Here is a 23,358-nt window from a genome sequence, read left to right as displayed (position 1 = left end):
GGGTGGGCACTCTAGGATGACTGCCGGTGACAAACCGGAGGAAGGTGGGGATGACGTCAAATCATCATGCCCCTTATGACCTGGGCTACACACGTACTACAATGGCCGATACAACGGGAAGCGAAACCGCGAGGTGGAGCCAATCCTATCAAAGTCGGTCTCAGTTCGGATTGCAGGCTGCAACTCGCCTGCATGAAGTCGGAATTGCTAGTAATCGCGGATCAGCATGCCGCGGTGAATACGTTCCCGGGTCTTGTACACACCGCCCGTCACACCACGAGAGTTTACAACACCCGAAGCCGGTGGGGTAACCCGCAAGGGAGCTAGCCGTCGAAGGTGGGGTAGATGATTGGGGTGAAGTCGTAACAAGGTAGCCGTATCGGAAGGTGCGGCTGGATCACCTCCTTTCTAAGGAAATACCCGAACCCGATGAGGTTCGGATATAAATTATCGGTATATGGCGCTTTGAGCGCAAGACGTGAAAACCATTTGTTCAGCTTTGATGGAATTTGTATGGGGCCATAGCTCAGCTGGGAGAGCGCCTGCCTTGCAAGCAGGAGGTCAGCGGTTCGATCCCGCTTGGCTCCACCAACAACTTACATCTTTTGCACCTTGAAAACTGGATAACGAAAGAAAAGAATTGCTGAAACATCCTTTAAGCTGATTATATTACCAGTGAAGGTTGTTCGAGATTGTTGCGACATCTTTTCGTTTTGTTTCAACCATTTGATGTCTTAGGAGATCAGAGAAACGAAATGAAAACGGCGCACAAGCCGAATCAACCGGAACGCTAGGTTAAGCTAGTAAGAGCGCACGGAGGATGCCTAGGCACCAGGAGCCGAAGAAGGACGTGGCGAACAACGATACCGCCCCGGGGAGCCGTAAGCAGGCATTGATCCGAGGATTTCCGAATGGGGAAACCCAGCTGTCGTAATGGGCAGTTACTACTAAGTGAATACATAGCTTAGTAAGAGGCATACCAGGGGAACTGAAACATCTAAGTACCCTGAGGAAGAGAAAACAATAGTGATTCCGTCAGTAGCGGCGAGCGAACGCGGATTAGCCCAAACCAAGGAGCTTGCTCCTTGGGGTTGTAGGACGTCTCACATGGAGTTACAAAAGTGTTTGGTAGGCGAAGAGGTCTGGAAAGGCCCGCCAGAGCAGGTAAAAGCCCTGTAACCGAAAGCAAGCACTCTCCGAGACGGATCCTGAGTACGGCGGGACACGAGAAACCCCGTCGGAATCCGGCAGGACCATCTGCCAAGGCTAAATACTCCCTGGTGACCGATAGTGAAGCAGTACCGTGAGGGAAAGGTGAAAAGCACCGCGGAAGCGGAGTGAAAAAGAACCTGAAACCGTGCGCTTACAAGAAGTCAGAGCCCGTTAAATGGGTGATGGCGTGCCTTTTGTAGAATGAACCGGCGAGTTACGATTACGTGCAAGGTTAAGTCGGGAAGACGGAGCCGCAGCGAAAGCGAGTCTGAATAGGGCGAATAAGTACGTGGTCGTAGACCCGAAACCGTGTGATCTACCCCTGTCCAGGGTGAAGGTGCGGTAACACGCACTGGAGGCCCGAACCCACGCACGTTGAAAAGTGCGGGGATGAGGTGGGGGTAGCGGAGAAATTCCAATCGAACTCGGAGATAGCTGGTTCTCCCCGAAATAGCTTTAGGGCTAGCCTCGAGGAATGAGCGTCGTGGAGGTAGAGCACTGATTGGGTGCGGGGCCCGCCAAGGGTTACCAAGTCCAGTCAAACTCCGAATGCCATAGACGTGCTACTCGGGAGTCAGACAGTGAGTGCTAAGATCCATTGTCAAGAGGGAAACAGCCCAGATCATCAGCTAAGGTCCCCAAGTGTGTGTTAAGTGGGAAAGGATGTGGAGTTGCAAAGACAACCAGGATGTTGGCTTAGAAGCAGCCATCATTTAAAGAGTGCGTAATAGCTCACTGGTCGAGTGACTCTGCGCCGAAAATGTAACGGGGCTAAACACACCACCGAAGCTATGACATGTGCCTATATGGTACTTGGGTAGGGGAGCGTTGAATACGGATTGAAGTTGGACCGTGAGGACTGGTGGACTGTATTCAAGTGAGAATGCCGGTATGAGTAACGAAAAGACAAGTGAGAATCTTGTCCGCCGAAAGCCTAAGGGTTCCTGAGGAAGGCTCGTCCTCTCAGGGTAAGTCGGGACCTAACGCGAGGCCGAAAGGCGTAGTGGATGGACAACAGGTTGAAATTCCTGTACCACCGAAGATTGTTTGAGCAATGGGGTGACACAGAAGGGCAGTGACGCGGACTGATGGAATAGTCCGTCCAAGCAGTGAGGCTGATCGATAGGCAAATCCGTCGATCATAAAGGCTGGGCTGTGATGGGGAGCGAAAATTGCAGTAGCGAAGGTCATGTACTCCGGCTGTCAAGAAAAGCCTCTAGTGAGATCTAGGTGCCCGTACCGCAAACCGACACAGGTAGGCGAGCAGAGCATGCTAAGGCGCGCGGAAGAACTCTCGTTAAGGAACTCGGCAAAATGACCCCGTAACTTCGGGAGAAGGGGTGCCCCGGTAAGGTGAATAGCCTGAGGGGGCCGCAGTGAAAAGGCCCAAGCGACTGTTTAGCAAAAACACAGGTCTGTGCGAAGCCGTAAGGCGAAGTATACGGGCTGACGCCTGCCCGGTGCTGGAAGGTTAAGGGGAGCGGTTAGGGGTTAAACCCGAAGCTGTGAACCGAAGCCCCAGTAAACGGCGGCCGTAACTATAACGGTCCTAAGGTAGCGAAATTCCTTGTCAGGTAAATTCTGACCCGCACGAATGGCGTAACGACTTGGGCGCTGTCTCAACGAGAGATCCGGTGAAATTTTAATACCTGTGAAGATGCAGGTTACCCGCGACAAGACGGAAAGACCCCATGGAGCTTTACTGTAACTTGATATTGAACTTTGGTACGATCTGTACAGGATAGGTGGGAGCCTTTGAAGCATGAGCGCCAGCTTGTGTGGAGGCAACGTTGGGATACCACCCTGATCGTATCGGAGTTCTAACCTAGGACCATGAAACTGGTTCGGGGACCGTGTCAGGTGGACAGTTTGACTGGGGCGGTCGCCTCCTAAAATGTAACGGAGGCGCCCAAAGGTTCCCTCAGAATGGTTGGAAATCATTCGTAGAGTGCAAAGGCATAAGGGAGCTTGACTGCGAGACCTACAAGTCGAGCAGGGACGAAAGTCGGGCTTAGTGATCCGGTGGTACCGAATGGAAGGGCCATCGCTCAACGGATAAAAGCTACCCTGGGGATAACAGGCTTATCTCCCCCAAGAGTCCACATCGACGGGGAGGTTTGGCACCTCGATGTCGGCTCATCGCATCCTGGGGCTGAAGTAGGTCCCAAGGGTTGGGCTGTTCGCCCATTAAAGCGGTACGCGAGCTGGGTTCAGAACGTCGTGAGACAGTTCGGTCCCTATCTGTCGCGGGCGCAGGAAATTTGAGAGGAGCTGTCCTTAGTACGAGAGGACCGGGATGGACGTACCGCTGGTGTACCAGTTGTTCCGCCAGGAGCACCGCTGGGTAGCCAAGTACGGACGGGATAAGCGCTGAAAGCATCTAAGCGTGAAGCCCCCCTCAAGATGAGATTTCCCAGTATGTAAGACCCCTTGAAGACGACGAGGTTGATAGGTTCGGGGTGGAAGCACAGCAATGTGTGGAGCTGACGAATACTAATCGGTCGAGGGCTTATCCTAAAACAGTTTGTTTGGACCCATACATCCGGCAGACAGCAGCAATAAGGTTTCAGCAAACCTACCTTTCGTATCCAGTTTTCAGGGCGTAAACACCTTGAAGGACTTTGATTGGATCTTTCTGAGGCAACTCAGGCTGAAGATTCATCGGAATATCCTAGTTTGGTGGCGATGGCGGAGGGGAACCACGCGTTCCCATACCGAACACGACCGTTAAGCCCTCCAGCGCCGATGGTACTTAGACCGCAGGGTCTTGGGAGAGTAGGACGTCGCCAAGCACGAGAGACCTATCGCATGTTATGCGATAGGTTTTTTGTTGTTTCTATTTATTAAATGGTTAATACTTGGTATTCTTTATTTCTATCCCTAATTTAATAGGGTAGAGGATGAACATTAATAAAATGCTATTTCCAGGTATAATTGCTTGGTTGGCGTACCAAGCTAATATAAAAATTCAATTTCTGCAGCACTTGACCTTTTTTAAAAATTGCATATAATAAAATTAAGGTCAAAGAAAGTCAAAGTCAGTTATCCGAATATTCGGTATATACCTGTACATGACTTAATGAGCAACCTGTTTCAAAATTAGATTTACTGGTTATTTCTCAGGGAGGTTGGTGGTTTGCGTAACATTTCCGATCTCATCGAACAGTATTTGAAGGTAATGCTCCAAGACAGCCCGGAGGGTGCAGTTGAAATCCAACGGAATGACTTGGCAGACAAATTTTCTTGTGTACCGTCACAAATCAACTATGTAATCAGTACTCGCTTTACAATGGAGAAAGGTTATATGGTTGAAAGCAAGCGCGGCGGCGGAGGCTATATCCGAATACAGCGGATCGAACTTCCGGCACTAAAGGCCATTCAATTCCATATCGAGCAAACGATTGGAGAATGTGTGGATCAAGGTGCAGCGGAAGGGCTTATTTATCAGCTTGAGGAGGCAAGACTCATTTCTAAACGAGAGGCAAACCTGCTTCGAGCAGCAGTGCATCGTGATACGATCGCGTTAAAGCTGCCGCAAAGGGATGAAATCAGAGCAAGATTGCTGAGAACCATGCTGATCTCACTGCTGGTTAAATAGTGTGATACCGTGTATACCGAGAGGAGGGACCAGGCTTGTTTTGCCAAGAATGCGGGAAAAAGCCGGCTACACTTCATTTTACAAAAATTATTAACGGTGAGAAGACCGAATTTCACATTTGTGAAAGCTGTGCACGTGAGAAAGGGGAAGGGATTCCTGGCTCACCTAACAGTTTTTCTATTCATAGCTTATTGTCAGGTCTTCTAGATTTCGAGCATGTGGGCAGTTCCAACATAAATGGCATTAAGCAGCCGACGCTGCGCTGCGAGGAATGCGGATTGTCATATGCACAGTTTAGCAAAATAGGCAGATTTGGATGCAGCTCCTGTTATCAAGCATTTGCTGACAAATTGGATCCGCTGCTTAAACGAGTGCATAGCAGTACAGTTCACAGCGGCAAGATACCTAAGCGCTCAGGCGAACAAATTCAGTGCAAGCGTGAAATTGAAGGGCTCAGACGGGATTTGCAAACAAAAATCGAACATGAAGAGTTTGAAAGCGCGGCACAGCTTCGAGATCGTATACGCGAGCTGGAGCGAAAAATTTCAGATCAGTAAGCTGGTATGGAAGGAGTATGTGAGCCTCTTGACTAAGCACAGATTCTCACAGCATGCGCTAAGTGAATGGATGAAGGATGAAGGTCCTGAGTCCGAAATTGTCATTAGCAGCCGCGTGCGTGTAGCACGTAATTTAAGCAATCAGCCATTCCCAATGCTTGCATCTGATCAGCAATCCAAGGATGTAATGGATCAGCTTACTTGGGTGAGTCAGGCTGGAAAGCTGAAGGAAATGGGTGCATTTGAAACCATCGTATTATCGGATCTTAGTGAGCTTGATAAACGGGTATTGGTTGAAAAGCATCTCATTAGCCCTAATTTAGCGAATGAATCGCGATCCGGGGCTGTTATTTTAAGCAATAATGAGTCTGTTAGCATAATGATAAACGAAGAAGACCATTTACGTATCCAATGCTTATATCCAGGATTCCAAATTAAAGAAGCTTGGACGTTGGCTAACGGAATTGACGATATTTTTGAAGAAGCCGTTGATTATGCGTTTGATGAGAAACGCGGCTATTTGACGACATGTCCAACTAATGTTGGAACAGGCATTCGAGCGTCGGTGATGATGCATTTGCCGGCCCTTGTGCTAACCTCGCAAATTAATCGAATATTATCAGCCGTAACGCAGGTAGGCTTAGCGGTAAGAGGACTGTACGGCGAAGGCAGCGAGGCACTTGGCAATTTATTTCAAGTGTCCAACCAAATCACGCTGGGGCAATCCGAGAATGAAATTATTGATAATTTGTATAGTGTAGCAAGACAAATTATTGAGCATGAGAAGGCGGCGCGTAAGAGACTGCTGGATGAATCGCGCATAAGAACGGAGGATCGTGTAAAACGCTCCTACGGTATATTATCTTATGCATCCATTATGGATTCAAAGGAAGCGGCTCAGCGTTTGTCTGATGTGCGGCTCGGTGCGGATCTTGGTATTTTGCCTGAAGTATCTCCGCAAGTGTTAAATGAGCTCTTAGTAATGACCCAGCCGGGCTTTTTACAACAAACCTTCAATGAGAAGATGAGTCCAGAGCAGAGGGATTACAGAAGAGCAGAACTCATACGCAAGCAATTGCGTGGTGAAAAAGGCCATGGGGGTGTAGAAATATGATGTTTGGACGATTTACGGAACGGGCACAGAAGGTGCTTGCATTGGCGCAGGAGGAAGCGGTTAGACTTGGGCATAACAATATTGGTACAGAGCATATTTTGCTTGGACTTATCCGCGAGGGTGAAGGAATAGCTGCCAAGGCTTTAATTGGATTAGGTCTTGGACTTGAGAAAATACAAGATGAGGTTGAAGCATTGATAGGCCGCGGCCAAGAGCAGCCTAATAATATAGCTTATACGCCTCGCGCGAAGAAAGTCATTGAACTTTCCATGGATGAAGCAAGAAAGCTTGGACATACGTATGTAGGTACGGAGCATATTTTGCTTGGTCTTATTCGTGAAGGCGAAGGCGTTGCGGCACGCGTGCTTAATAATCTTGGCATTAGCCTTAATAAAGCGCGTCAGCAGGTATTGCAGCTGTTAGGCAGCAGTGAAGCGGTATCGAGCAGCCACGGCTCGCCTGCTAATGTCAGCACGCCAACACTTGACGGTCTTGCAAGAGATTTGACAGCATACGCGAAAGAAGGCAATCTAGATCCGGTTATTGGCCGCAGCAAGGAGATTGAGCGCGTCATTCAAGTGCTTAGCCGTCGGACCAAAAATAATCCCGTGCTAATCGGTGAGCCTGGCGTTGGTAAAACAGCTATTGCGGAAGGATTGGCTCAAAAAATTATTGAGAATGAAATTCCGGAAACGCTTCGCGACAAACGAGTAATGACGCTTGATATGGGGTCTGTGGTAGCAGGCACGAAATATCGCGGCGAGTTTGAGGATCGATTGAAGAAGATCATGGATGAAATTCGCCAAGCGGGCAATATTATTCTCTTCATTGATGAGCTTCATACCCTGATTGGGGCAGGCGGAGCGGAAGGCGCAATTGATGCTTCTAATATTTTGAAGCCGGCACTGGCACGCGGCGAGCTTCAGTGTATTGGTGCTACAACGCTTGATGAATATCGTAAATATATCGAAAAAGATGCTGCATTGGAACGTCGTTTCCAGCCGATAACGGTAGATCAGCCATCTCCGGAAGAAGCCATTCAAATATTGTATGGCCTTCGCGATCGTTATGAGGCGCATCACCGGGTCAAAATTACGGATGAAGCTATCGTGCAAGCGGTGAAGCTTTCTGATCGTTATATTCCAGATCGTTTCTTACCGGACAAAGCGATTGATCTTATCGATGAGGCGGGCTCGAAGGTTCGCTTGAATTCATATACAGTACCGCCGAATTTAAAACAGCTTGAGAATCGTCTTGAGGATATTCGCAAAGAGAAGGATGCAGCCGTCCAAAGCCAAGAATTTGAGAAAGCTGCGGCCCTTCGCGATACGGAGCAGAAGATTCGTGAAGAGCTTGATATAACAAAAAATCAATGGAAAGAAAAACAGGGCCGTACAGATTCCGAAGTAACGCCGGAAGATATTGCTCAGGTTGTGGCAAGCTGGACAGGAATTCCTGTAAGCAAGCTGGCTGAAGAAGAGACTGAGCGTTTGCTCAAGATGGAAGAAATTCTTCATGGCCGTCTAATTGGGCAGGACGAAGCGGTTAAATCAGTATCCCGTGCGATTCGTCGTGCGCGTGCCGGACTTAAGGATCCTAAACGTCCGATCGGCTCGTTCATTTTTTTAGGCCCAACGGGTGTAGGTAAAACGGAGCTTGCCAGAGCGCTGGCAGAAGCCATGTTCGGTGATGAGAATGCAGTTATTCGTATCGACATGTCGGAATATATGGAGAAGCATTCAACATCCCGTTTGGTCGGAGCGCCTCCAGGATATGTTGGCTATGAGGAAGGCGGCCAGTTAACCGAGAAGGTTCGTCGTAAGCCATATTCCGTTGTCCTGCTTGATGAAATCGAGAAAGCACATCCGGAAGTATTTAATATTTTGCTTCAAGTGCTTGAGGATGGCCGACTAACCGATTCGAAAGGGCGAGTTGTCGATTTCCGCAATACGTTGATTATTATGACGTCGAACGTTGGCGCTGATCAAATTAAACGCAACTCCTCACTTGGCTTTACAGCGGTACAGGATGCTGGTCGCGATTTCTCAATCATGAAGGACAAAGTTTTGGCAGAGCTTAAGAAAAGCTTCCGTCCGGAATTTTTGAACCGGATTGACGAGAGCATTGTGTTCCATTCACTAGGAGAAGAACATATTGCACAAATCGTAACACTCATGTCTGATGAGCTTCGCAAACGTCTGCGTGAGCAAGAGGTTGATTTCGAACTGACGGATGCAGCGAAAGCTTTCTTAGCGAAGGAAGGCTATGATCCGCAGTACGGCGCTCGTCCACTGCGCCGAGCAATTCAAAAGCATATCGAGGATCGGTTATCCGAAGAGCTGCTAATGGGTAATATTCAAAAAGGCGATACGTTTAAGATCGATGAGAAAGACGGCGGTCTAACCGTTACGAAATCCATTCCTGAGCCGGCCTCTGAAGAAGAGTCGGCTACGAAATAAAGATCATTATACACTGTCCCGCAGCATGAGAGGTCCGCTGCGGGACTGTTTTTTATGGCTAACATTTGACGTTGAGAATCATTATCGTATAATGGGAATATAGAATGATAGAGAACAGGAGGAATATCGATGATCGTAGTCACAAATACGATAAAAGTAAAAAAAGGACATGGCGAGACCGTCGCTGGTCGTTTTCAGAACTCGAAAGGTATTGATATGTCGCCTGGTTTCGTTCGGATGGAAGTGCTGCTAACAGATGGGGTAGAGGAATATGATGAGCTTAAGGTAAGCACGACTTGGGCTGATAAAGCTTCATTCGAAGGCTGGATGAATAGCGATTCATTCCGTCAGGCACATGCGCATAGAGGCGGGCAGCAAAGCGGCGCTGATGGGCAGCAGGGGGAGAGCGTTATGCTCGGTTCGCAGTTAACGACTCATCGGGTATTGGTCGCTCGTCAATCATCACATTAATCAATAAAGTACGAAATTTAGGCTGTGGATATGTGTATTCCTATGTTAATAAGGATTGATATTTATAAATTGACGCTCTCTTATCCACTGTGGATAACGGGAGCATTTTTATGTTTGGAAAGAGCGGATTAGCTCATGTGGACATGTTGATGACTTGTGGATAATGTTGATAACTTGTTAACAAGTCTGGGGATAAAGCCTTGAAAAGGTCTTTTATCGGCAAAAAAACAGACTAAGCACATGTTCATAATTATTTTGTGTAGAATTTGGTTTATACAATGAGGATAAAATGGTAAACTTTATATATTGCCATTGTTGACGGTGAATTACGATATTTTCAAGAGCTTATGTGAGCTCATCACGTTTTAAGGAGTACAGGATGGCCAAAATAAAATCTAAATTTGTTTGTGCGGAATGCGGGACCGAATCGGCCAAATGGCTCGGTAAATGCCCCGGCTGCCATGCTTGGAACTCTATGGTGGAAGAGAAAGAATCAGTAGTGAAAACGAAGGGCGTTGGATTATCGTCGTATCAGGCGAAAGAAAAGCCACAGTCCATCATACATATAGAAAGTGGGCAAGAGCCGCGCATCGAAACCAAAATGGTTGAGCTTAACCGCGTGCTTGGCGGAGGCGTTGTTCCCGGCTCACTTATTCTTGTAGGTGGCGATCCAGGCATCGGCAAATCAACACTGCTGCTGCAAACCTCTCACGCGCTTGCCGTTAAAGGATTGAGGGTGCTTTATATTTCCGGAGAGGAGTCAGTTCGTCAAACGAGGCTAAGAGCAGATCGACTTGGCGCGCTGACCGAATCGTTGTATGTGTTATGCGAGACGAATATGGAGCAAATTAATGATGCGATTGAATCGGTACAGCCAGATTTTCTTGTTATTGATTCGATTCAAACGGTCTATGATCCAGGCATCCAGTCTGCGCCCGGAAGTGTATCACAGGTTCGCGAGTGTACAGCTCATTTCATGCGCGTTGCCAAGATTCAAGGTATTGCTACCGTTCTTGTAGGCCATGTTACAAAGGAAGGTGCAATCGCAGGCCCAAGAATGCTTGAGCATATGGTGGATTGCGTCCTTTACTTTGAAGGCGAGCGCCATCATACGTATCGATTGCTTCGCGCGGTGAAAAACCGTTTTGGTTCAACGAATGAGATCGGAATATTCGAAATGGGTGAGGACGGTCTTCGCGAGGTGTCTAACCCTTCGGAATTATTTTTATCTGAGCGTCCATTAGGTGTATCCGGTTCTATTGTCGTAGCAAGCATGGAAGGAACAAGGCCGGTCTTAGTTGAACTGCAGGCTCTTGTTACAACGACTAACTTCCCTTCGCCGAGAAGAATGTCAACAGGGATAGACCATAATCGGATGGCGCTCATTATGGCGGTGCTTGAGAAGCGGAACGGGATGTTCCTCCAAACACAGGATGCATATTTAAATGTAGCGGGCGGCTTGAAGCTGGATGAGCCGGCAGTTGATTTGGCGGGAGCCGTCTGCATCGCTTCGAGCTTCCGGGATTCGCCCACAAAGCCGTATGATGTTGTGTTCGGAGAGGTAGGCTTAACAGGCGAGGTTCGTGCTGTGTCGCGAGCAGAGCAGCGGGTAAAGGAAGCCGAGAAGCTGGGCTTCAAACGGGTTATTATGCCTGAGAAGAGCATGAAGGGATGGAAGCATCCCGAAGGTATCGAAATAATTGGCGTCAGCACAGTAGCGGAAGCACTTAAGGCAGCGCTTGGATAGGGGGCAGACGATGAAGGAACCTACACAGCTTGAAATTATGAATCAGTTATTACAATTAGTTGCACCAGGAACCCCTTTTCGCGATGGGCTGGAGAATGTGCTTCGTGCCAAAACGGGAGCGCTAATTGTTGTAGGCTATAGTCCTGAAGTGATGGAGGTTGTGGATGGGGGCTTTTCCATCAACTGTGATTTCTCTCCAAACTATTTATACGAACTCGCAAAAATGGACGGTGCCATTATTTTGAGCGAGGATATGCGTCGAATATTGTATGCTAATACTCAGCTCATTCCAAACAGCACCATTCCGTCGATCGAAACGGGCATTCGTCATCGTACTGCGGAGCGTGTGGCTAAGCAAACCGGCAGGCTTGTTGTCTCCATTTCTCAGCGGCGCAATATTATAACGCTTTATCAAGGCAATCTTCGCTATTCGTTGAAGGATATGGGCGTTATTCTTACTAAGGCTAATCAAGCTATTCAAACACTGGAGAAATATAAAGCGGTTCTGACGCAGTCATTTACCAATTTGTCTGCGCTGGAGTTCGAGGAGCTTGTGACGCTTCAAGAAGTCGCCCACGTTATCCAGCGTGTAGAGATGGTGCTGCGGATTAAGATGGAAATCAAACGCTATGTTAATGAGCTAGGCACAGAAGGCCGCTTGATCAGTATGCAAATGGATGAACTGGTGGGCGGTGTAGAGGAAGATGCATGGTACTTGCTTAAGGATTATGCGAAAGAAAATTCAGACGAGAAGATCAGAGATATTCGAGCAGGCCTGAAGAAGCTAAGCTCGGATGAGCTGCTTGATGCGCCGCCGATTATTCGCTTGATTGGCTATCCGCACACCAATAATATGAATGAGGAATCCGTATTGCCGCGCGGCTATAGACTGCTGAACAAGATACCTAGATTGCCTCTCATTATTATGAATAATTTGATTGAGCAATTCGGACGATTACCGCATATTCTGATGGCCACAATTGAGGAGCTGGATGAGGTTGAAGGAATTGGAGAGGTTCGAGCCAGAGCTATTAAAGAAGGACTCAAACGGATTCAAGAGCAAATGTTCATTGACAGGCAAATTTAAATCCCATACAATAGATGGAATGTACTCCTATAACTTTCTAATACATTCCTTATGGTTTTAGGGGCATAGTAGAGAAGAGGTGGAAAAGATGATCACAAAATCGATACCGAGCCTTCTCACGGTGGGGAACTTATTCCTAGGAGTAATCGCCATCATTCTTGTTTTTAACGAAAAACCAGATACGGCAGCCATGATGGTATTGATCGCCATGTTGCTTGACGGCGTTGATGGGCGGGTTGCTCGTGCGCTTAATGTCCAAAGTGAATTCGGTAAGGAGCTTGATTCTTTATCCGATGTTATTTCATTCGGTGTAGCGCCGGCATTTATTATGTATGTAGTTGCTTTTCAGGATTTGAACCCAGCTGTCGCATGGATTGCAACGGCATTATTTCCGATATGCGGAGCCTTGCGTCTTGCTCGCTTCAATGTCATATCCAGCACTCCTCCAGGTTACTTTATAGGACTTCCTATTCCTGCAGCAGGCGGTGTTTTAGCAACATTGGCTTTATTTGCGAATGACATTTACTTATCCATTTTGCTTGGAAGCACGGTTGTGCTTGCCTTACTTATGGTTAGTACAATAAGATATCCAAATTTCAAGAAGGTAGGAATACCGAAGAGTGCAGTTTGGGTTGTTCCAATCGTTGTTCTAGTTGCGGTTGTGCTTGGACTTGTATTTAAAAACAGCTTATCCAAAATCGTGTTCGTACCGCTGCTTCTATACGCGCTGTACGGCCTAAAAAAAAACGTTGATCGCCGTCTAAAAAAGCGAAACCGCAAGCGCGGCAAGCAAAAAGACGATCCTGAGGATCTCGTTCATTCCGAACATACGGCTTAGAACCTTTTATGGTTAGAGTGTTTGTTTGTTGATAGTCGTCTAAGAGCATATATTTTTTATTGCACATAAATAAAAACCGCTATTCTTTCCTTTATTAAGGAATAGAAGGAGCGGTTTTTTTCGTTTTTGCACCATTAGGTTAAATTAAATAGGCCTAATGTTGAGCATTTGTCATATTCGTCAGCAATAACTTCATCCAGTTGAATATCGAGCAAATTGCATAATGCGGTCATATAAAATAAATTGCGGCCAAGTTCAGACTTGAGAGCTTCACGGCAATGCTCACATACGGCTCCTGAGAGATGACTTTGCAGTGTGACTTTGGCATCCTCAAGATTATGCTCATTCGAATATTGCTGCTTTCGGGCATTTAATTCAATACAGCCGCAGTCCGTAACCGCTTTGGTAACCGCACGATTAACAGATGCGCCTGACTGTCCGAATTTTGACATGACATCAAGCAAGCTGCGGTGCCTAAGCAGCAGTTCGGATACTTGATGTTGAAATTGATCCAGTGTAGGAGTACTCATCGGTTCCATCTCTTTCACCAACCTCTCATGAAGTTATCTCATCTCCCATTATAAGCCTCCTTACGCTCGTTTTCAAAATATGAATTATTAAAATTTATAAATGTTTGTAATTAATGTTCGTCCCCACGGTTTAGCAATTCAATTATTGGAACATAATTGTAGTGGAGGTGAACCATAATGGTTAGACGAATAATTCAATTAATGGGTTTGTTATTTGGCGGTATGGCAGGCGGTGAGGTATACGGATGGGTAAATGGGGCAGCCGCTTGGTCTGGCTCATCATTCGGTATGCTGCAGCGATCCGGCACTTATTACATGAATGTAGCAATTGGCGCAGTTTTTGGTGTAGCTTTGGCAACGATGCTGGCAGGGCAAGTCATTCGTTATATGGAGAAGGGTGCGGAGCAGACAGCGTCGCTTCCGATGCAGAAGCTTGTTGCTGGAGCAGGCGGATTACTCGCGGGCTTACTGCTTGCCGTATTAATTTATCCTGCTGTGTCAGGCCTGAAGGGTATGGGCAGCCTTATTCCTGCAGCGATGATGCTGTGCTTTGGTTATTTAGGCATGCAAATCGGGCTGCGGAAGCAGGAGGAGCTTGCAGAAGGCTTCATGTCATTGCTGGAGAAGCGCCGAATGGTGCCGGCAACTGATGAAGCTGGCGGATATGAGGAGCACAAAATACTGGATACAAGCGTTATTATTGATGGACGAATTGCGGACATATGTAAAACCGGATTTATTGAAGGTACTCTTGTAATCCCTGAATTCGTGCTGGAGGAGCTGCAGCATATAGCGGATTCATCTGATCTGCTGAAACGGAATAGGGGACGGCGCGGGCTTGATATTTTGAATAAGATTCAGAAGGAGCTTGATGTAAGAGTTCTTATTTACGAGGGTGACTTCGAGGAAATCGGCGAAGTGGACAGTAAGCTGGTCAAGCTGGCGAAAGCACTTCACGGCAAAGTTGTGACGAATGATTTTAACTTGAATAAGGTGTGCGAGCTGCAGGGCGTATCTGTACTGAATATTAATGATCTTGCTAATGCGGTTAAGCCTGTCGTGCTGCCAGGGGAAGAAATTATTGTTCAAGTGATTAAGGATGGCAAGGAGCACGGTCAGGGCGTCGCCTATTTAGATGATGGGACGATGATTGTTGTAGAAGGCGGACGCGAGTATATTGGTACGACAATGGAGGTTCTCGTTACCAGTGTACTGCAGACATCAGCGGGACGAATGATATTCGCTAAGCCGAAGCTGTTGGAAAAAGCGCTGTAAAAAGGTATGATAGTCATATTGAATAAATATGAAAGTATAAGCCTCCTATTTTGCGAGGTTTGTATGTCAGCGTGATACGTTTGCTTATGCTCCTAAGGGTGGCAATAGCCGTTTGCGCTTGAACAAAGTGTGAGGCAGGTCGAAGGAATGGGAGACTGGGGAGTCGTTATCGTTGCGGCCGGACGCGGTACGCGGATGGGAACGAAAGAAAGTAAGCAATATTTGCAGCTTAGGGACAAGCCTATTCTCGTCCATACATTAGAGCTCTTTCAGTCTATGGATACCGTGAGGGAAGCTGTGCTTGTCGTTGGAAGCGATGATGTGCAGAGATGCCGTGATTGGGTAACGGAGTACGCACTGACCAAGATAAAAGCTGTTGTAGCCGGCGGCAAGGAACGTCAGCACTCTGTCTACTGCGGTCTTCAGGCATTGACGACAGAATGGGTCATGGTGCATGACGGTGTTCGGCCGCTAGTCACGGCTAATGCCGTTCGTGCTTGCTGCGAGGCGGCAGAGCAAAGCGGCGCTTCTGTGCTGGCCGTACCCGTCAAAGATACGATTAAACAAGTAAATGAAGCGGGAGTAATCGTTTCAACACCGGACCGGCGAAGCTTGTGGGCGATACAAACGCCACAAGCTTTTCGACGTGTTCTGCTGCTGGATGCGCATGAACGTGCAATTGCAGAGGGCTTCATTGGAACAGACGATGCAATGGTAGTAGAGCGTTTAGGCGCAGAGGTTACCGTAGCAGAAGGCGAGTACACAAATATCAAAATAACGACGCCTGAAGATTTGCCGTGGGCGGAATTTCTGCTCGCGAAGCGTCATGCCGATGAGGCAGAGGGGAATGGTGAGCAAGGATGATTCGAGTAGGGCAAGGATTTGATGTGCATCAATTAGTAGAAGGACGTCCCTGTATTATTGGAGGCGTAACGTTACCGTATGAGAAAGGGCTTCTTGGTCATTCTGATGCTGATGTTCTGCTACATGCGATAACGGATGCAATACTTGGCGCATTGGGCCTTGGCGACATCGGCAAGCATTTTCCGGATACCGATGCTGCCTATAAAGATGCGGACAGCTTAGTGCTGCTGGAGCGGGTATGGGAGCTTGTCCGGGAGCGGGGCTATAAGCTGGGCAACATCGATTCCACCATTATGGCACAGCGTCCAAAAATGCTGCCATATATACCGCAGATGGTGGAAGTCATTGCAAAGGCGCTCGAAGCGGATGTATCGCAAGTAAACGTGAAAGCTACGACGACGGAGCAGCTTGGTTTCGTGGGACGCGGCGAAGGGATTGCAGCGCAATCTGTTGTTTGTCTAATTAAAGACGTGCTATGATTACATTTATATTAATTACAGTTTAAGCTGCTTTTGTTTCGCAAAACTTTTATAGTAGATGCTTACGAAGTAAGCTTTTGCTTCGCAAAACTTGAGGGAGGTTTTTCAGATGAGTGCAGAGGTTCGCGTACGTTATGCCCCGTCACCAACGGGACATTTACATATCGGTAATGCTAGAACGGCTTTATTTAATTATTTATTTGCAAGAAATCGCGGCGGGAAATTTATTGTCCGCATTGAAGATACAGACGTGAAGCGGAATGTAGCAGGCGGAGAAGAAAGCCAGCTTAAATATTTGAAATGGCTTGGTATGGACTGGGATGAGAGCATCGACATTGGCGGCGGCTACGGACCTTATCGTCAGACAGAACGGCTCGATATTTACAACAAATATTGGCAGGAGCTGCTTGATAAAGGGCTAGCATACCGTTGTTATTGTACCGAAGAGGAGCTGGAGAAGGAGCGGGAGGCGCAGGTTGAACGTAACGAGACGCCGCGTTATTCCGGACAGCATCGTAATTTGACAGAAGAGCAGCGCCTTGCTTTTGAAGCGGAAGGGCGTATCCCAAGCATTCGCTTCCGTGTTCCAGAGGGCCGTACCTACACGTTTGACGATATTGTCAAAGGCACCATCAGCTTCGATACAGCAGAGATGGGCGATTTCGTTATCGTGAAGAAAGATGGCATACCAACCTACAACTTTGCTGTTGTCCTTGACGATTATTTAATGAAAATCAGTCATGTGCTCCGGGGAGAAGACCATATATCCAATACGCCGCGTCAGCTTATGATCTATGAAGCATTCGGCTGGGAGCCGCCGCAGTTCGGTCATATGACACTCATCGTCAACGAGCAGCGCAAGAAGCTTAGTAAACGGGACGAGTCCATTATTCAATTCATTTCGCAATATGATGAGCTTGGTTATTTGCCTGAAGCTATGTTCAATTTCATTGCTTTGCTAGGCTGGTCGCCAGAAGGCGAGCAAGAGATGTTCACCCAGCAAGAGCTGGTCGAAGTATTTAATCCGGAGCGTCTGAGCAAAAGCCCTGCTGTGTTCGATACGCAGAAGCTTAGCTGGATGAATAATGAATATTTGAAAAAAGCAGAGCTTCCGCGCCTTGTCGATTTATGCCTGCCGCATTTGCAGAAAGCGGAGCTCGTAGCAAAAGAGCTGGATGCAGAAGGACATGCATGGGTAACCGATCTCGTAGCTTTGCATCAGGACAAGCTGCGCTTTGCTGCCGAAATCGTACCGATGACAGAGATATTTTTCAGTCAGCAGGTAACGGATGAGGAGGAAGCGGCAGTTGTGCTGTCGGAGGAGCAAGTTCCCGTTGTTTTGCAAGCTTTTCTAGCACTAATTGAAGCGGGCGAATCGCCTTTCCAAGTAGACGGCATCAAAGAAATGATTAAGAAGGTACAGAAGGATACAGGCTTTAAAGGCAAACAGCTATTTATGCCGATACGTGCGGCCCTTACTGGACAGACGCATGGTCCGGATTTAAATCAATCTCTTGCTCTGCTTGGCAAGCAAAAGGTAATTGACCGTTTGCGCAGCCGCTTGGAAAGCTTCGGCGTATAATCACAATATAGGCTGGGTTGTACAGGGCTCTTGATATTACCCTTGTCACATTTTTGGGTATTCGGTATACTATGACTAATAAATGAATGTATGAATCGGCCATGAACAGGAAAAGTACGTTTGATTGTGGATTCGCAGAGAGGACAACCGTCATTCGAATCGCTGCCGTATGCTATGCGGCAATAGAGAATAAGAATGTGGCTGCAAGTTGTCTGGTCCGCCTAACGGAAATATGCACCTGGGAGCTTTGTTCCGAGCTGCTTCAGCAACCAATGCACACTTAGAGGGATACGGGGAAACAAAGTATCGTTCATGAAGGGCAGATGCTGAATAGCAGGGTAGGCAGCAACGTATCGTCTGCGTTAAAGACCTCAAGACGGACAACCGCCGATCCAATCGGAAGGTCTGTTCAAGCAGAGTGGAACCGCGAGATTACACGCCTCTGCAGCATATTATGCTGCAGGGGCTTTTTCTTTTATTTAGAATAAGAGTGCATTGAAAAAGGGGTCTTGATTATGCTTCGCCACTTTCGATCAGACATACAGGCGGTTTTTGAGAACGATCCTGCTGCGCGCAGTCGGTTCGAGGTCGTCTTCACTTATTCAGGTTTACACGCTATATGGGCTCATCGCCTAGCCCATCCTCTTTACCGCAGAGGTTGGTTCACACTGGCACGTATAATATCACAGGTGAGCCGATTTATGACTGGCATTGAAATACATCCCGGCGCAACAATCGGTGACCGCCTGTTTATTGATCATGGAATGGGTGTTGTCATCGGGGAAACCTGTGAGATTGGTTCTGATGTGGTGATCTATCAAGGGGTTACTCTTGGCGGAACGGGCAAAGAAAAAGGCAAGCGCCACCCGACAATTGGGAATAATGTTGTTATAGGCTCAGGTGCAAAGGTGCTCGGTTCTTTTGGAGTAGGCGATTTCTCCAATATCGGATCGAATGCGGTTGTGCTTCGGGAAGTGCCGACAAATAGTACGGTAGTGGGAAATCCGGGACGCGTCGTTAAGCGCAACGGGGAGAGAGTTGGCGATCGCCTAGATCATACACAGCTTCCTGACCCGGTAATCGAAATGTTTCGTACGATGCAGAAGGAAATTGATGAATTGAAAGCTGAGCTGAAGCAGCTTAGGGAACCTGTAGCTGGAGGAGAGATGAGAAAATGACAGTATCCATTTATAATACACTAACCCGTTTGAAGGAGCCGTTTGAATCTCAAGAACCGGGAAAGGTTAAGATGTATGTGTGCGGACCGACGGTATATGACTACATCCATATCGGCAATGCGCGTCCCGTTATTTTCTTTGATGTCGTAAGACGTTATTTAGAAGATGTCGGAAATGACGTGCAGTATGTCGTTAACTTTACTGACGTAGACGATAAGCTTATTCGCAAAGCGGAGCAGCTTGGCCGGACTGTACCTGAAGTAGCTGAGACATATATTGCTGCATTTAATGAGGACATTGAATCGTTAGGTGTTCATAAAGCAACGATCAATCCGCGTGTGACGGACCATATTCCACAAATTATTGCTTTTATTCAAGGCTTGGTGGATAAGGGCTATGCCTATGAGAGTGAAGGAGACGTCTATTTCCGCACAGCTGCGTTTGCCGATTATGGCAAGCTGTCTCATCAAAATATTGAAGAGCTGCAATTCGGTATCCGCATAGAAGTGGGCGATCGCAAACAAGAGCAGCAGGATTTCGTATTATGGAAAGGCGCTAAGCCGGGTGAAATCAAATGGGAGAGTCCGTTTGGAGAAGGGCGTCCAGGCTGGCATATCGAATGCTCAGCAATGGCTCGTGCTTACCTTGGGGATACGCTCGATATTCACGGCGGCGGGCATGACCTGCAGTTCCCTCATCACGAATGCGAGGTAGCGCAATCGGAAGCATTAACAGGCAAGCCGCTCGCTAACTATTGGATGCATAACGGATACATTCATATTAATAATGAGAAAATGTCCAAGTCGCTTGGCAACGGAATTACAGTAAATGAGCTAGTGAAGCGGGTTAAGCCGAATGCAATACGTTACTTTATGCTCTCGACGCATTATCGCAGCCCATTGAATTTTAGTAACGAAACAGTAGCTCAGGCAGAGAAGAGCGTGGAGCGGATCGCGAATTCCGCAGCTAATCTGAAGCATAGACTATCGACGATTAGCGGTGAAGCTCAGATTGTACCGGTAATTAGCGGCAATGGTCTAATCGCTTCAGGGGAATCTGATCTCGATGCGAAATTGCAGGTTATACACGAGCAGTTCCATGCGAAGATGAGTGATGACTTTAATACGCCAGATGCGATAACCTCTGTTTTCGATTTAGTGGCTGAAGCTAATCAGTATATGAATCGTAATGATGCGTCGGCTGCCGGATTGCGTGCGCTGCTTGCATTATTTGAGCGCATGGATGCCGTTCTTGGCTTGCTGCCGAAGCTGAAAGAGGATGCCGAACTATTGGATACAGACATCGAACAGCTTATTGTGGAGCGCACGGAAGCCCGTCAATCGAAAAACTGGGCAAGAGCCGATGAAATTCGCGACCTTCTCATTGAGAAAAACATTATACTGGAGGATACTCCGCAAGGTATTCGCTGGAGGCGCAAATGAGCGGGCATGGGGAATCAAATCAACTGCTCTTTCATTCTCCAGCCAAAAAGCCGCAGTTAATGAATCCTGTCATTCTCGCTTATATAGGAGATGCTGTTTTTGAGCTTCTAGTCAGACAATATTTAATCTCGCTTCCGAATCAGAAGTCCCATCATTTACACAAAGAAGCGACTAAATATGTTTCTGCTAAAGGGCAAAGAAAGGTTTTGGAACGCTGGCAGCCGCATTTGACGGAAGAGGAGGCGGACGTTGTCCGCCGCGGCCGCAATGCCAAATCCGGAACTCCACCCAAGAATGCTGATCTTACTGACTATCGTCTTGCGACCGCATTGGAGAGCCTCGTCGGATATTTATATTATGAAGGCCGTACAGACCGGTTGAATGAATTGCTAACGATGGCTCTTGGTGAATAGAGATCGATTATAAGCCAAGCCTCGTTATTGAATAGCTATTTCCTAGGAGGGTAACTAATGACAGAAGAAACGAACCAGGAGGACATGATCGCCGGCAAGCATCCCGTGCTTGAGGCGCTGCGTTCCGGTCGTGAAATAAATAAAATTTGGATTGCCGACGGCGCTCAGAAAAGCTTAACGCAGCCGATTGTGGCAGAAGCGAAGAGCCACGGCATTGTCGTACAGTTTGTTGATAAGAGAAAGCTGGACAGCTTAGTGCCGGGAGTTACACATCAGGGCGTGGTTGCGCAAGCTGCTGCTTTTGCTTATGTAGAAGTGGAAGAAATTTTAGAGCTGGCGAAGAAACGTGATGAAATTCCTTTTATATTGCTGCTGGATGAGATTGAGGATCCCCATAATTTAGGGTCCATTCTACGGACTGCAGAGTGTACAGGCGTTCATGGCGTTATTATACCGAAGCGGCGCTCGGCAGGATTGACTGCCACCGTATTGAAAATATCAGCAGGTGCGGCGGAGCATGTGCCTGTTGCGAGAGTGACGAATTTAGCGCAAACGATCGATAAGCTGAAGGAAGCGGGCGTATGGGTAGCCGGTACTGATTTAAGTGCCAAGCAGGATGTATACAAAATGAAGTTTGATATGCCTCTTGTAGTCGTTATTGGTAATGAAAGCAAGGGAATGGGAAGGCTCATCAAAGAAAAGTGTGATTTCCTTGTAAAGCTGCCCATGCTCGGTCAATTAAATTCATTGAATGCTTCCGTTGCAGCAGGTGTACTGATGTATGAAGTAGTGCGGCAACGTCGGAGCGTCTAAGTAATGAACCGGCGCGACGATATTTTATTAGTCGACGGCTATAATATAATTGGCGCTTGGCCGATGCTAGAGAAATTGAAAGAATATCAGCTCGAGGATGCGCGCGATAAGCTTCTTGACATGCTTGCAGATTATCAGGGTTTTACGGGAATGATCGTATATGTCGTATTTGATGCTCATCAAGTGCCCGGTCTAGGAGCCACTTACCGGCATCACAAGCTGACGATCGTATATACGAAAGAAAAGGAAACAGCGGATGAATGTATCGAGCGCCTGTGCTCTGAGCTGTTTGTCCGAAGGAGAAATATCTATGTTGCGACTTCTGATTTGGTGGAGCAGCACGTGGCTTTCGGCAAAGGAGCACTGCGCGTTTCGGCACGAGAGCTGTTAATCGATATTAATCAAAATCGAATAAATATCGAACAATCACTCCGCGAGGATAAACCGGGCAAGCGGAATACAGTAGATGGAATAGTCAGCTTGGAAGTGCGCACTCAGCTAGAAAAGCTGAGACGCGGAGAGAAATAATGGAGGCCTTCCAATGTTTCCTAAACTAGCTAAGTTGTCTATGTTACCATACATCTGTCACAAAGTTACATTTTTTCTATTATATCGATAGTTTTCGGAGGCCGATTGGTTGACGGTGTAAGGTTACATAATGTATACTAACTCTATTATTACGTCAAGAGAGTATCCATTTTCGCGATCTTACATTCTTGTCTTTTAGCGCGAAACGATGCTGGACCCTATTTACAGGCTACAGAGTGAACGGTTTACGTGAAAAAGAATCTAGCGGTGTACGCCTTGCAGGCCGGAGGGATAGTTCGTGAGTATCGACCTCAAAGAATGGAGTACGCTCGAGTATGACAGCAGTACGGACGAGGACATCGTAGAAGCGGTCCGCAATGGCGATAGCATGGCGTTGGAATATTTGATTAATAAGTATAAGAATTTTGTGAGAGCCAAAGCGCGCTCCTATTTTCTTATCGGTGCGGATCGTGAGGATATCGTGCAAGAGGGTATGATCGGCCTATATAAAGCAATTCGAGACTTCAAAGGGGACAAGCTTGCTAGCTTTAAAGCCTTTGCGGAATTGTGTATAACGAGGCAAATTATAACCGCGATTAAAACAGCCACGCGTCAGAAACACATCCCACTTAATTCCTATGTATCGCTTGATAAACCCATCTACGATGAAGATTCGGATCGCACACTGCTTGATGTCATTTGCGGTACGCGCGTTTCTGATCCAGAAGAGTTGATTATTAATCAAGAAGAGTTTGTTGGTCTTGAAGATAAGATGTCCGAAATTTTAAGTGATCTTGAGCGAAAGGTGCTCATGCTTTATTTGGACGGAAGATCCTATCAGGAAATTGCAGTCGACTTGGACAGACATGTGAAATCGATTGATAATGCTCTGCAACGCGTGAAGCGCAAGCTCGAACGTTACTTGGAAGTCAGAGACATTAGCGGATAACCGCATTCATATGTAAATAAATATAACGAAGGGCTGTCTTCCAATTGGCGGTGTCCATGAGGAATAACAGCTTTTTGTGTTTTAAAAGGTCTCAACTAGACTATACTGGTAGAAACGAGACCCGGTGCTGCAGTAGTTTACAAGTTCTGGCATGCTAAACGCTAATCTTTTACATTGACATCAAAAATGTGCTGTGATAAAGTGTTTAGGTAGGCCTTAATT

At 47.2% G+C, this 23,358-nt stretch carries 20 protein-coding genes, 1 tRNA gene, 2 rRNA genes and 1 other annotated feature (1 of these 24 cut by a window edge); of the genes, 22 read left to right on the top strand and 1 reads right to left on the bottom strand.

All coding sequences use genetic code 11. The features are described from left to right. Positions 1-408 (top strand) — a sequence feature (mutual gap in cmsearch alignment for this rRNA model is longer than 100) (it extends 1,054 nt beyond the left edge of the window). The 12 genes from CEF13_RS29085 (at position 51) to pssA (ending at position 13,083) form a co-directional block, all read left to right on the top strand. Next, entirely contained in the window at positions 51-311 is a 261-nt protein-coding gene (locus CEF13_RS29085; protein WP_211297050.1) for a hypothetical protein, read from the top strand. It overlaps the preceding feature by 261 nt. Positions 409-515: 107 nt before the next feature. Beyond that, positions 516-591, top strand: a tRNA-Ala gene (locus CEF13_RS26270). Positions 592-793: 202 nt separating this feature from the next. Beyond that, a 23S ribosomal RNA gene (locus tag CEF13_RS26265) occupies positions 794-3,729 on the top strand. 158 nt (positions 3,730-3,887) lie between these two features. Continuing rightward, a 5S ribosomal RNA gene (rrf, locus tag CEF13_RS26260) occupies positions 3,888-4,004 on the top strand. Positions 4,005-4,348: 344 nt separating this feature from the next. Further along, complete coding sequence (locus tag CEF13_RS26255) at positions 4,349-4,810, top strand: CtsR family transcriptional regulator (RefSeq protein ID WP_102715409.1); 462 nt, start codon at positions 4,349-4,351, stop codon at positions 4,808-4,810. Between the two features lie 35 nt (positions 4,811-4,845). After that, complete coding sequence (mcsA, locus tag CEF13_RS26250; protein ID WP_102715407.1) at positions 4,846-5,367, top strand: protein-arginine kinase activator protein McsA; 522 nt, start codon at positions 4,846-4,848, stop codon at positions 5,365-5,367. A 28-nt stretch (positions 5,368-5,395) separates the two neighbouring features. Further along, on the top strand, positions 5,396-6,481 hold the full coding sequence (gene mcsB, locus CEF13_RS26245) for a protein-arginine kinase McsB (RefSeq protein WP_208414840.1): 1,086 nt from the start codon (positions 5,396-5,398) through the stop codon (positions 6,479-6,481). After that, a complete protein-coding gene (clpC, locus tag CEF13_RS26240) occupies positions 6,478-8,940 on the top strand; it encodes an ATP-dependent protease ATP-binding subunit ClpC (RefSeq protein WP_102715403.1) in 2,463 nt (820 codons plus the stop codon). The genes mcsB and clpC overlap by 4 nt, the downstream gene beginning before the upstream one ends. A 129-nt stretch (positions 8,941-9,069) precedes the next feature. After that, entirely contained in the window at positions 9,070-9,411 is a 342-nt protein-coding gene (locus CEF13_RS26235) for an antibiotic biosynthesis monooxygenase (protein WP_102715401.1), read from the top strand. Between the two features lie 379 nt (positions 9,412-9,790). Continuing rightward, positions 9,791-11,158, top strand: coding sequence for a DNA repair protein RadA (radA, locus tag CEF13_RS26230; protein ID WP_102715399.1), 1,368 nt, complete (start codon positions 9,791-9,793; stop codon positions 11,156-11,158). Positions 11,159-11,168: 10 nt separating this feature from the next. Further along, positions 11,169-12,245, top strand: coding sequence for a DNA integrity scanning diadenylate cyclase DisA (disA, locus tag CEF13_RS26225; RefSeq protein ID WP_102715397.1), 1,077 nt, complete (start codon positions 11,169-11,171; stop codon positions 12,243-12,245). Positions 12,246-12,333: 88 nt separating this feature from the next. After that, a complete protein-coding gene (pssA, locus tag CEF13_RS26220) occupies positions 12,334-13,083 on the top strand; it encodes a CDP-diacylglycerol--serine O-phosphatidyltransferase (protein ID WP_102715395.1) in 750 nt (249 codons plus the stop codon). A 134-nt stretch (positions 13,084-13,217) separates the two neighbouring features. Here pssA and CEF13_RS26215 read toward each other — a convergent pair whose 3' ends face one another. Further along, a complete protein-coding gene (locus tag CEF13_RS26215; RefSeq protein ID WP_102716573.1) occupies positions 13,218-13,613 on the bottom strand; it encodes a nucleoside triphosphate pyrophosphohydrolase family protein in 396 nt (131 codons plus the stop codon). Between the two features lie 177 nt (positions 13,614-13,790). On the opposite strand from CEF13_RS26215, the gene CEF13_RS26210 reads away from it, so the two are divergent. From CEF13_RS26210 to sigH, 10 genes are all read left to right on the top strand, one after another. Next, complete coding sequence (locus CEF13_RS26210; RefSeq protein WP_102715393.1) at positions 13,791-14,888, top strand: PIN/TRAM domain-containing protein; 1,098 nt, start codon at positions 13,791-13,793, stop codon at positions 14,886-14,888. A 147-nt stretch (positions 14,889-15,035) separates the two neighbouring features. Beyond that, positions 15,036-15,752, top strand: coding sequence for a 2-C-methyl-D-erythritol 4-phosphate cytidylyltransferase (gene ispD / locus CEF13_RS26205; RefSeq protein ID WP_102715391.1), 717 nt, complete (start codon positions 15,036-15,038; stop codon positions 15,750-15,752). Further along, positions 15,749-16,231: a 2-C-methyl-D-erythritol 2,4-cyclodiphosphate synthase gene (gene ispF, locus CEF13_RS26200; protein WP_102715389.1), complete on the top strand. Its 483-nt coding sequence runs from the start codon at positions 15,749-15,751 to the stop codon at positions 16,229-16,231. The genes ispD and ispF overlap by 4 nt, the downstream gene beginning before the upstream one ends. A gap of 109 nt (positions 16,232-16,340) precedes the next feature. Beyond that, complete coding sequence (gene gltX, locus CEF13_RS26195; RefSeq protein ID WP_102715387.1) at positions 16,341-17,813, top strand: glutamate--tRNA ligase; 1,473 nt, start codon at positions 16,341-16,343, stop codon at positions 17,811-17,813. Positions 17,814-18,328: 515 nt separating this feature from the next. Further along, on the top strand, positions 18,329-18,991 hold the full coding sequence (gene cysE / locus CEF13_RS26190) for a serine O-acetyltransferase (protein WP_102715385.1): 663 nt from the start codon (positions 18,329-18,331) through the stop codon (positions 18,989-18,991). Beyond that, positions 18,988-20,433 carry a cysteine--tRNA ligase gene (cysS, locus tag CEF13_RS26185; protein WP_102715383.1) on the top strand — a complete coding sequence of 482 codons (1,446 nt, stop codon included), beginning with the start codon at positions 18,988-18,990 and terminating at the stop codon, positions 20,431-20,433. The genes cysE and cysS overlap by 4 nt, the downstream gene beginning before the upstream one ends. After that, on the top strand, positions 20,430-20,846 hold the full coding sequence (locus CEF13_RS26180; protein ID WP_102715381.1) for a Mini-ribonuclease 3: 417 nt from the start codon (positions 20,430-20,432) through the stop codon (positions 20,844-20,846). The genes cysS and CEF13_RS26180 overlap by 4 nt, the downstream gene beginning before the upstream one ends. Before the next feature lie 57 nt (positions 20,847-20,903). Then, positions 20,904-21,659 (top strand): 23S rRNA (guanosine(2251)-2'-O)-methyltransferase RlmB, encoded by a 756-nt coding sequence (gene rlmB, locus CEF13_RS26175; protein WP_102715379.1) that lies wholly within the window; start codon positions 20,904-20,906, stop codon positions 21,657-21,659. A gap of 3 nt (positions 21,660-21,662) precedes the next feature. After that, the gene (locus tag CEF13_RS26170) at positions 21,663-22,187 is read left to right on the top strand and encodes an NYN domain-containing protein (protein WP_102715377.1); all 525 of its coding nucleotides are present in this window, start codon (positions 21,663-21,665) and stop codon (positions 22,185-22,187) included. Between the two features lie 298 nt (positions 22,188-22,485). Beyond that, positions 22,486-23,136 carry an RNA polymerase sporulation sigma factor SigH gene (gene sigH, locus CEF13_RS26165; RefSeq protein WP_102715375.1) on the top strand — a complete coding sequence of 217 codons (651 nt, stop codon included), beginning with the start codon at positions 22,486-22,488 and terminating at the stop codon, positions 23,134-23,136. Positions 23,137-23,358: the final 222 nt, after the last annotated feature.

Source organism: Paenibacillus castaneae (assembly GCF_002884445.1).
In the GTDB taxonomy this organism is placed as follows: Bacteria; Bacillota; Bacilli; order Paenibacillales; family Paenibacillaceae; genus Pristimantibacillus; species Pristimantibacillus castaneae.
This window is presented reverse-complemented; position numbering and strand designations above follow the sequence as displayed.

Excerpts from the sequence above, each read along its gene's own strand:
- CEF13_RS29085 (WP_211297050.1), top strand. The coding sequence starts at position 51 with ATGACGTCAAATCATCATGCCCCTTATGACCTGGGCTACACACGTACT.
- clpC (WP_102715403.1), top strand. The coding sequence starts at position 6,478 with ATGATGTTTGGACGATTTACGGAACGGGCACAGAAGGTGCTTGCATTG.
- CEF13_RS26235 (WP_102715401.1), top strand. The coding sequence starts at position 9,070 with ATGATCGTAGTCACAAATACGATAAAAGTAAAAAAAGGACATGGCGAG.
- radA (WP_102715399.1), top strand. The coding sequence starts at position 9,791 with ATGGCCAAAATAAAATCTAAATTTGTTTGTGCGGAATGCGGGACCGAA.
- disA (WP_102715397.1), top strand. The coding sequence starts at position 11,169 with ATGAAGGAACCTACACAGCTTGAAATTATGAATCAGTTATTACAATTA.
- pssA (WP_102715395.1), top strand. The coding sequence starts at position 12,334 with ATGATCACAAAATCGATACCGAGCCTTCTCACGGTGGGGAACTTATTC.
- CEF13_RS26215 (WP_102716573.1), bottom strand. The coding sequence starts at position 13,613 with ATGAGTACTCCTACACTGGATCAATTTCAACATCAAGTATCCGAACTG.
- CEF13_RS26210 (WP_102715393.1), top strand. The coding sequence starts at position 13,791 with ATGGTTAGACGAATAATTCAATTAATGGGTTTGTTATTTGGCGGTATG.
- ispD (WP_102715391.1), top strand. The coding sequence starts at position 15,036 with ATGGGAGACTGGGGAGTCGTTATCGTTGCGGCCGGACGCGGTACGCGG.
- ispF (WP_102715389.1), top strand. The coding sequence starts at position 15,749 with ATGATTCGAGTAGGGCAAGGATTTGATGTGCATCAATTAGTAGAAGGA.
- gltX (WP_102715387.1), top strand. The coding sequence starts at position 16,341 with ATGAGTGCAGAGGTTCGCGTACGTTATGCCCCGTCACCAACGGGACAT.
- cysE (WP_102715385.1), top strand. The coding sequence starts at position 18,329 with ATGCTTCGCCACTTTCGATCAGACATACAGGCGGTTTTTGAGAACGAT.
- cysS (WP_102715383.1), top strand. The coding sequence starts at position 18,988 with ATGACAGTATCCATTTATAATACACTAACCCGTTTGAAGGAGCCGTTT.
- CEF13_RS26180 (WP_102715381.1), top strand. The coding sequence starts at position 20,430 with ATGAGCGGGCATGGGGAATCAAATCAACTGCTCTTTCATTCTCCAGCC.
- rlmB (WP_102715379.1), top strand. The coding sequence starts at position 20,904 with ATGACAGAAGAAACGAACCAGGAGGACATGATCGCCGGCAAGCATCCC.
- CEF13_RS26170 (WP_102715377.1), top strand. The coding sequence starts at position 21,663 with ATGAACCGGCGCGACGATATTTTATTAGTCGACGGCTATAATATAATT.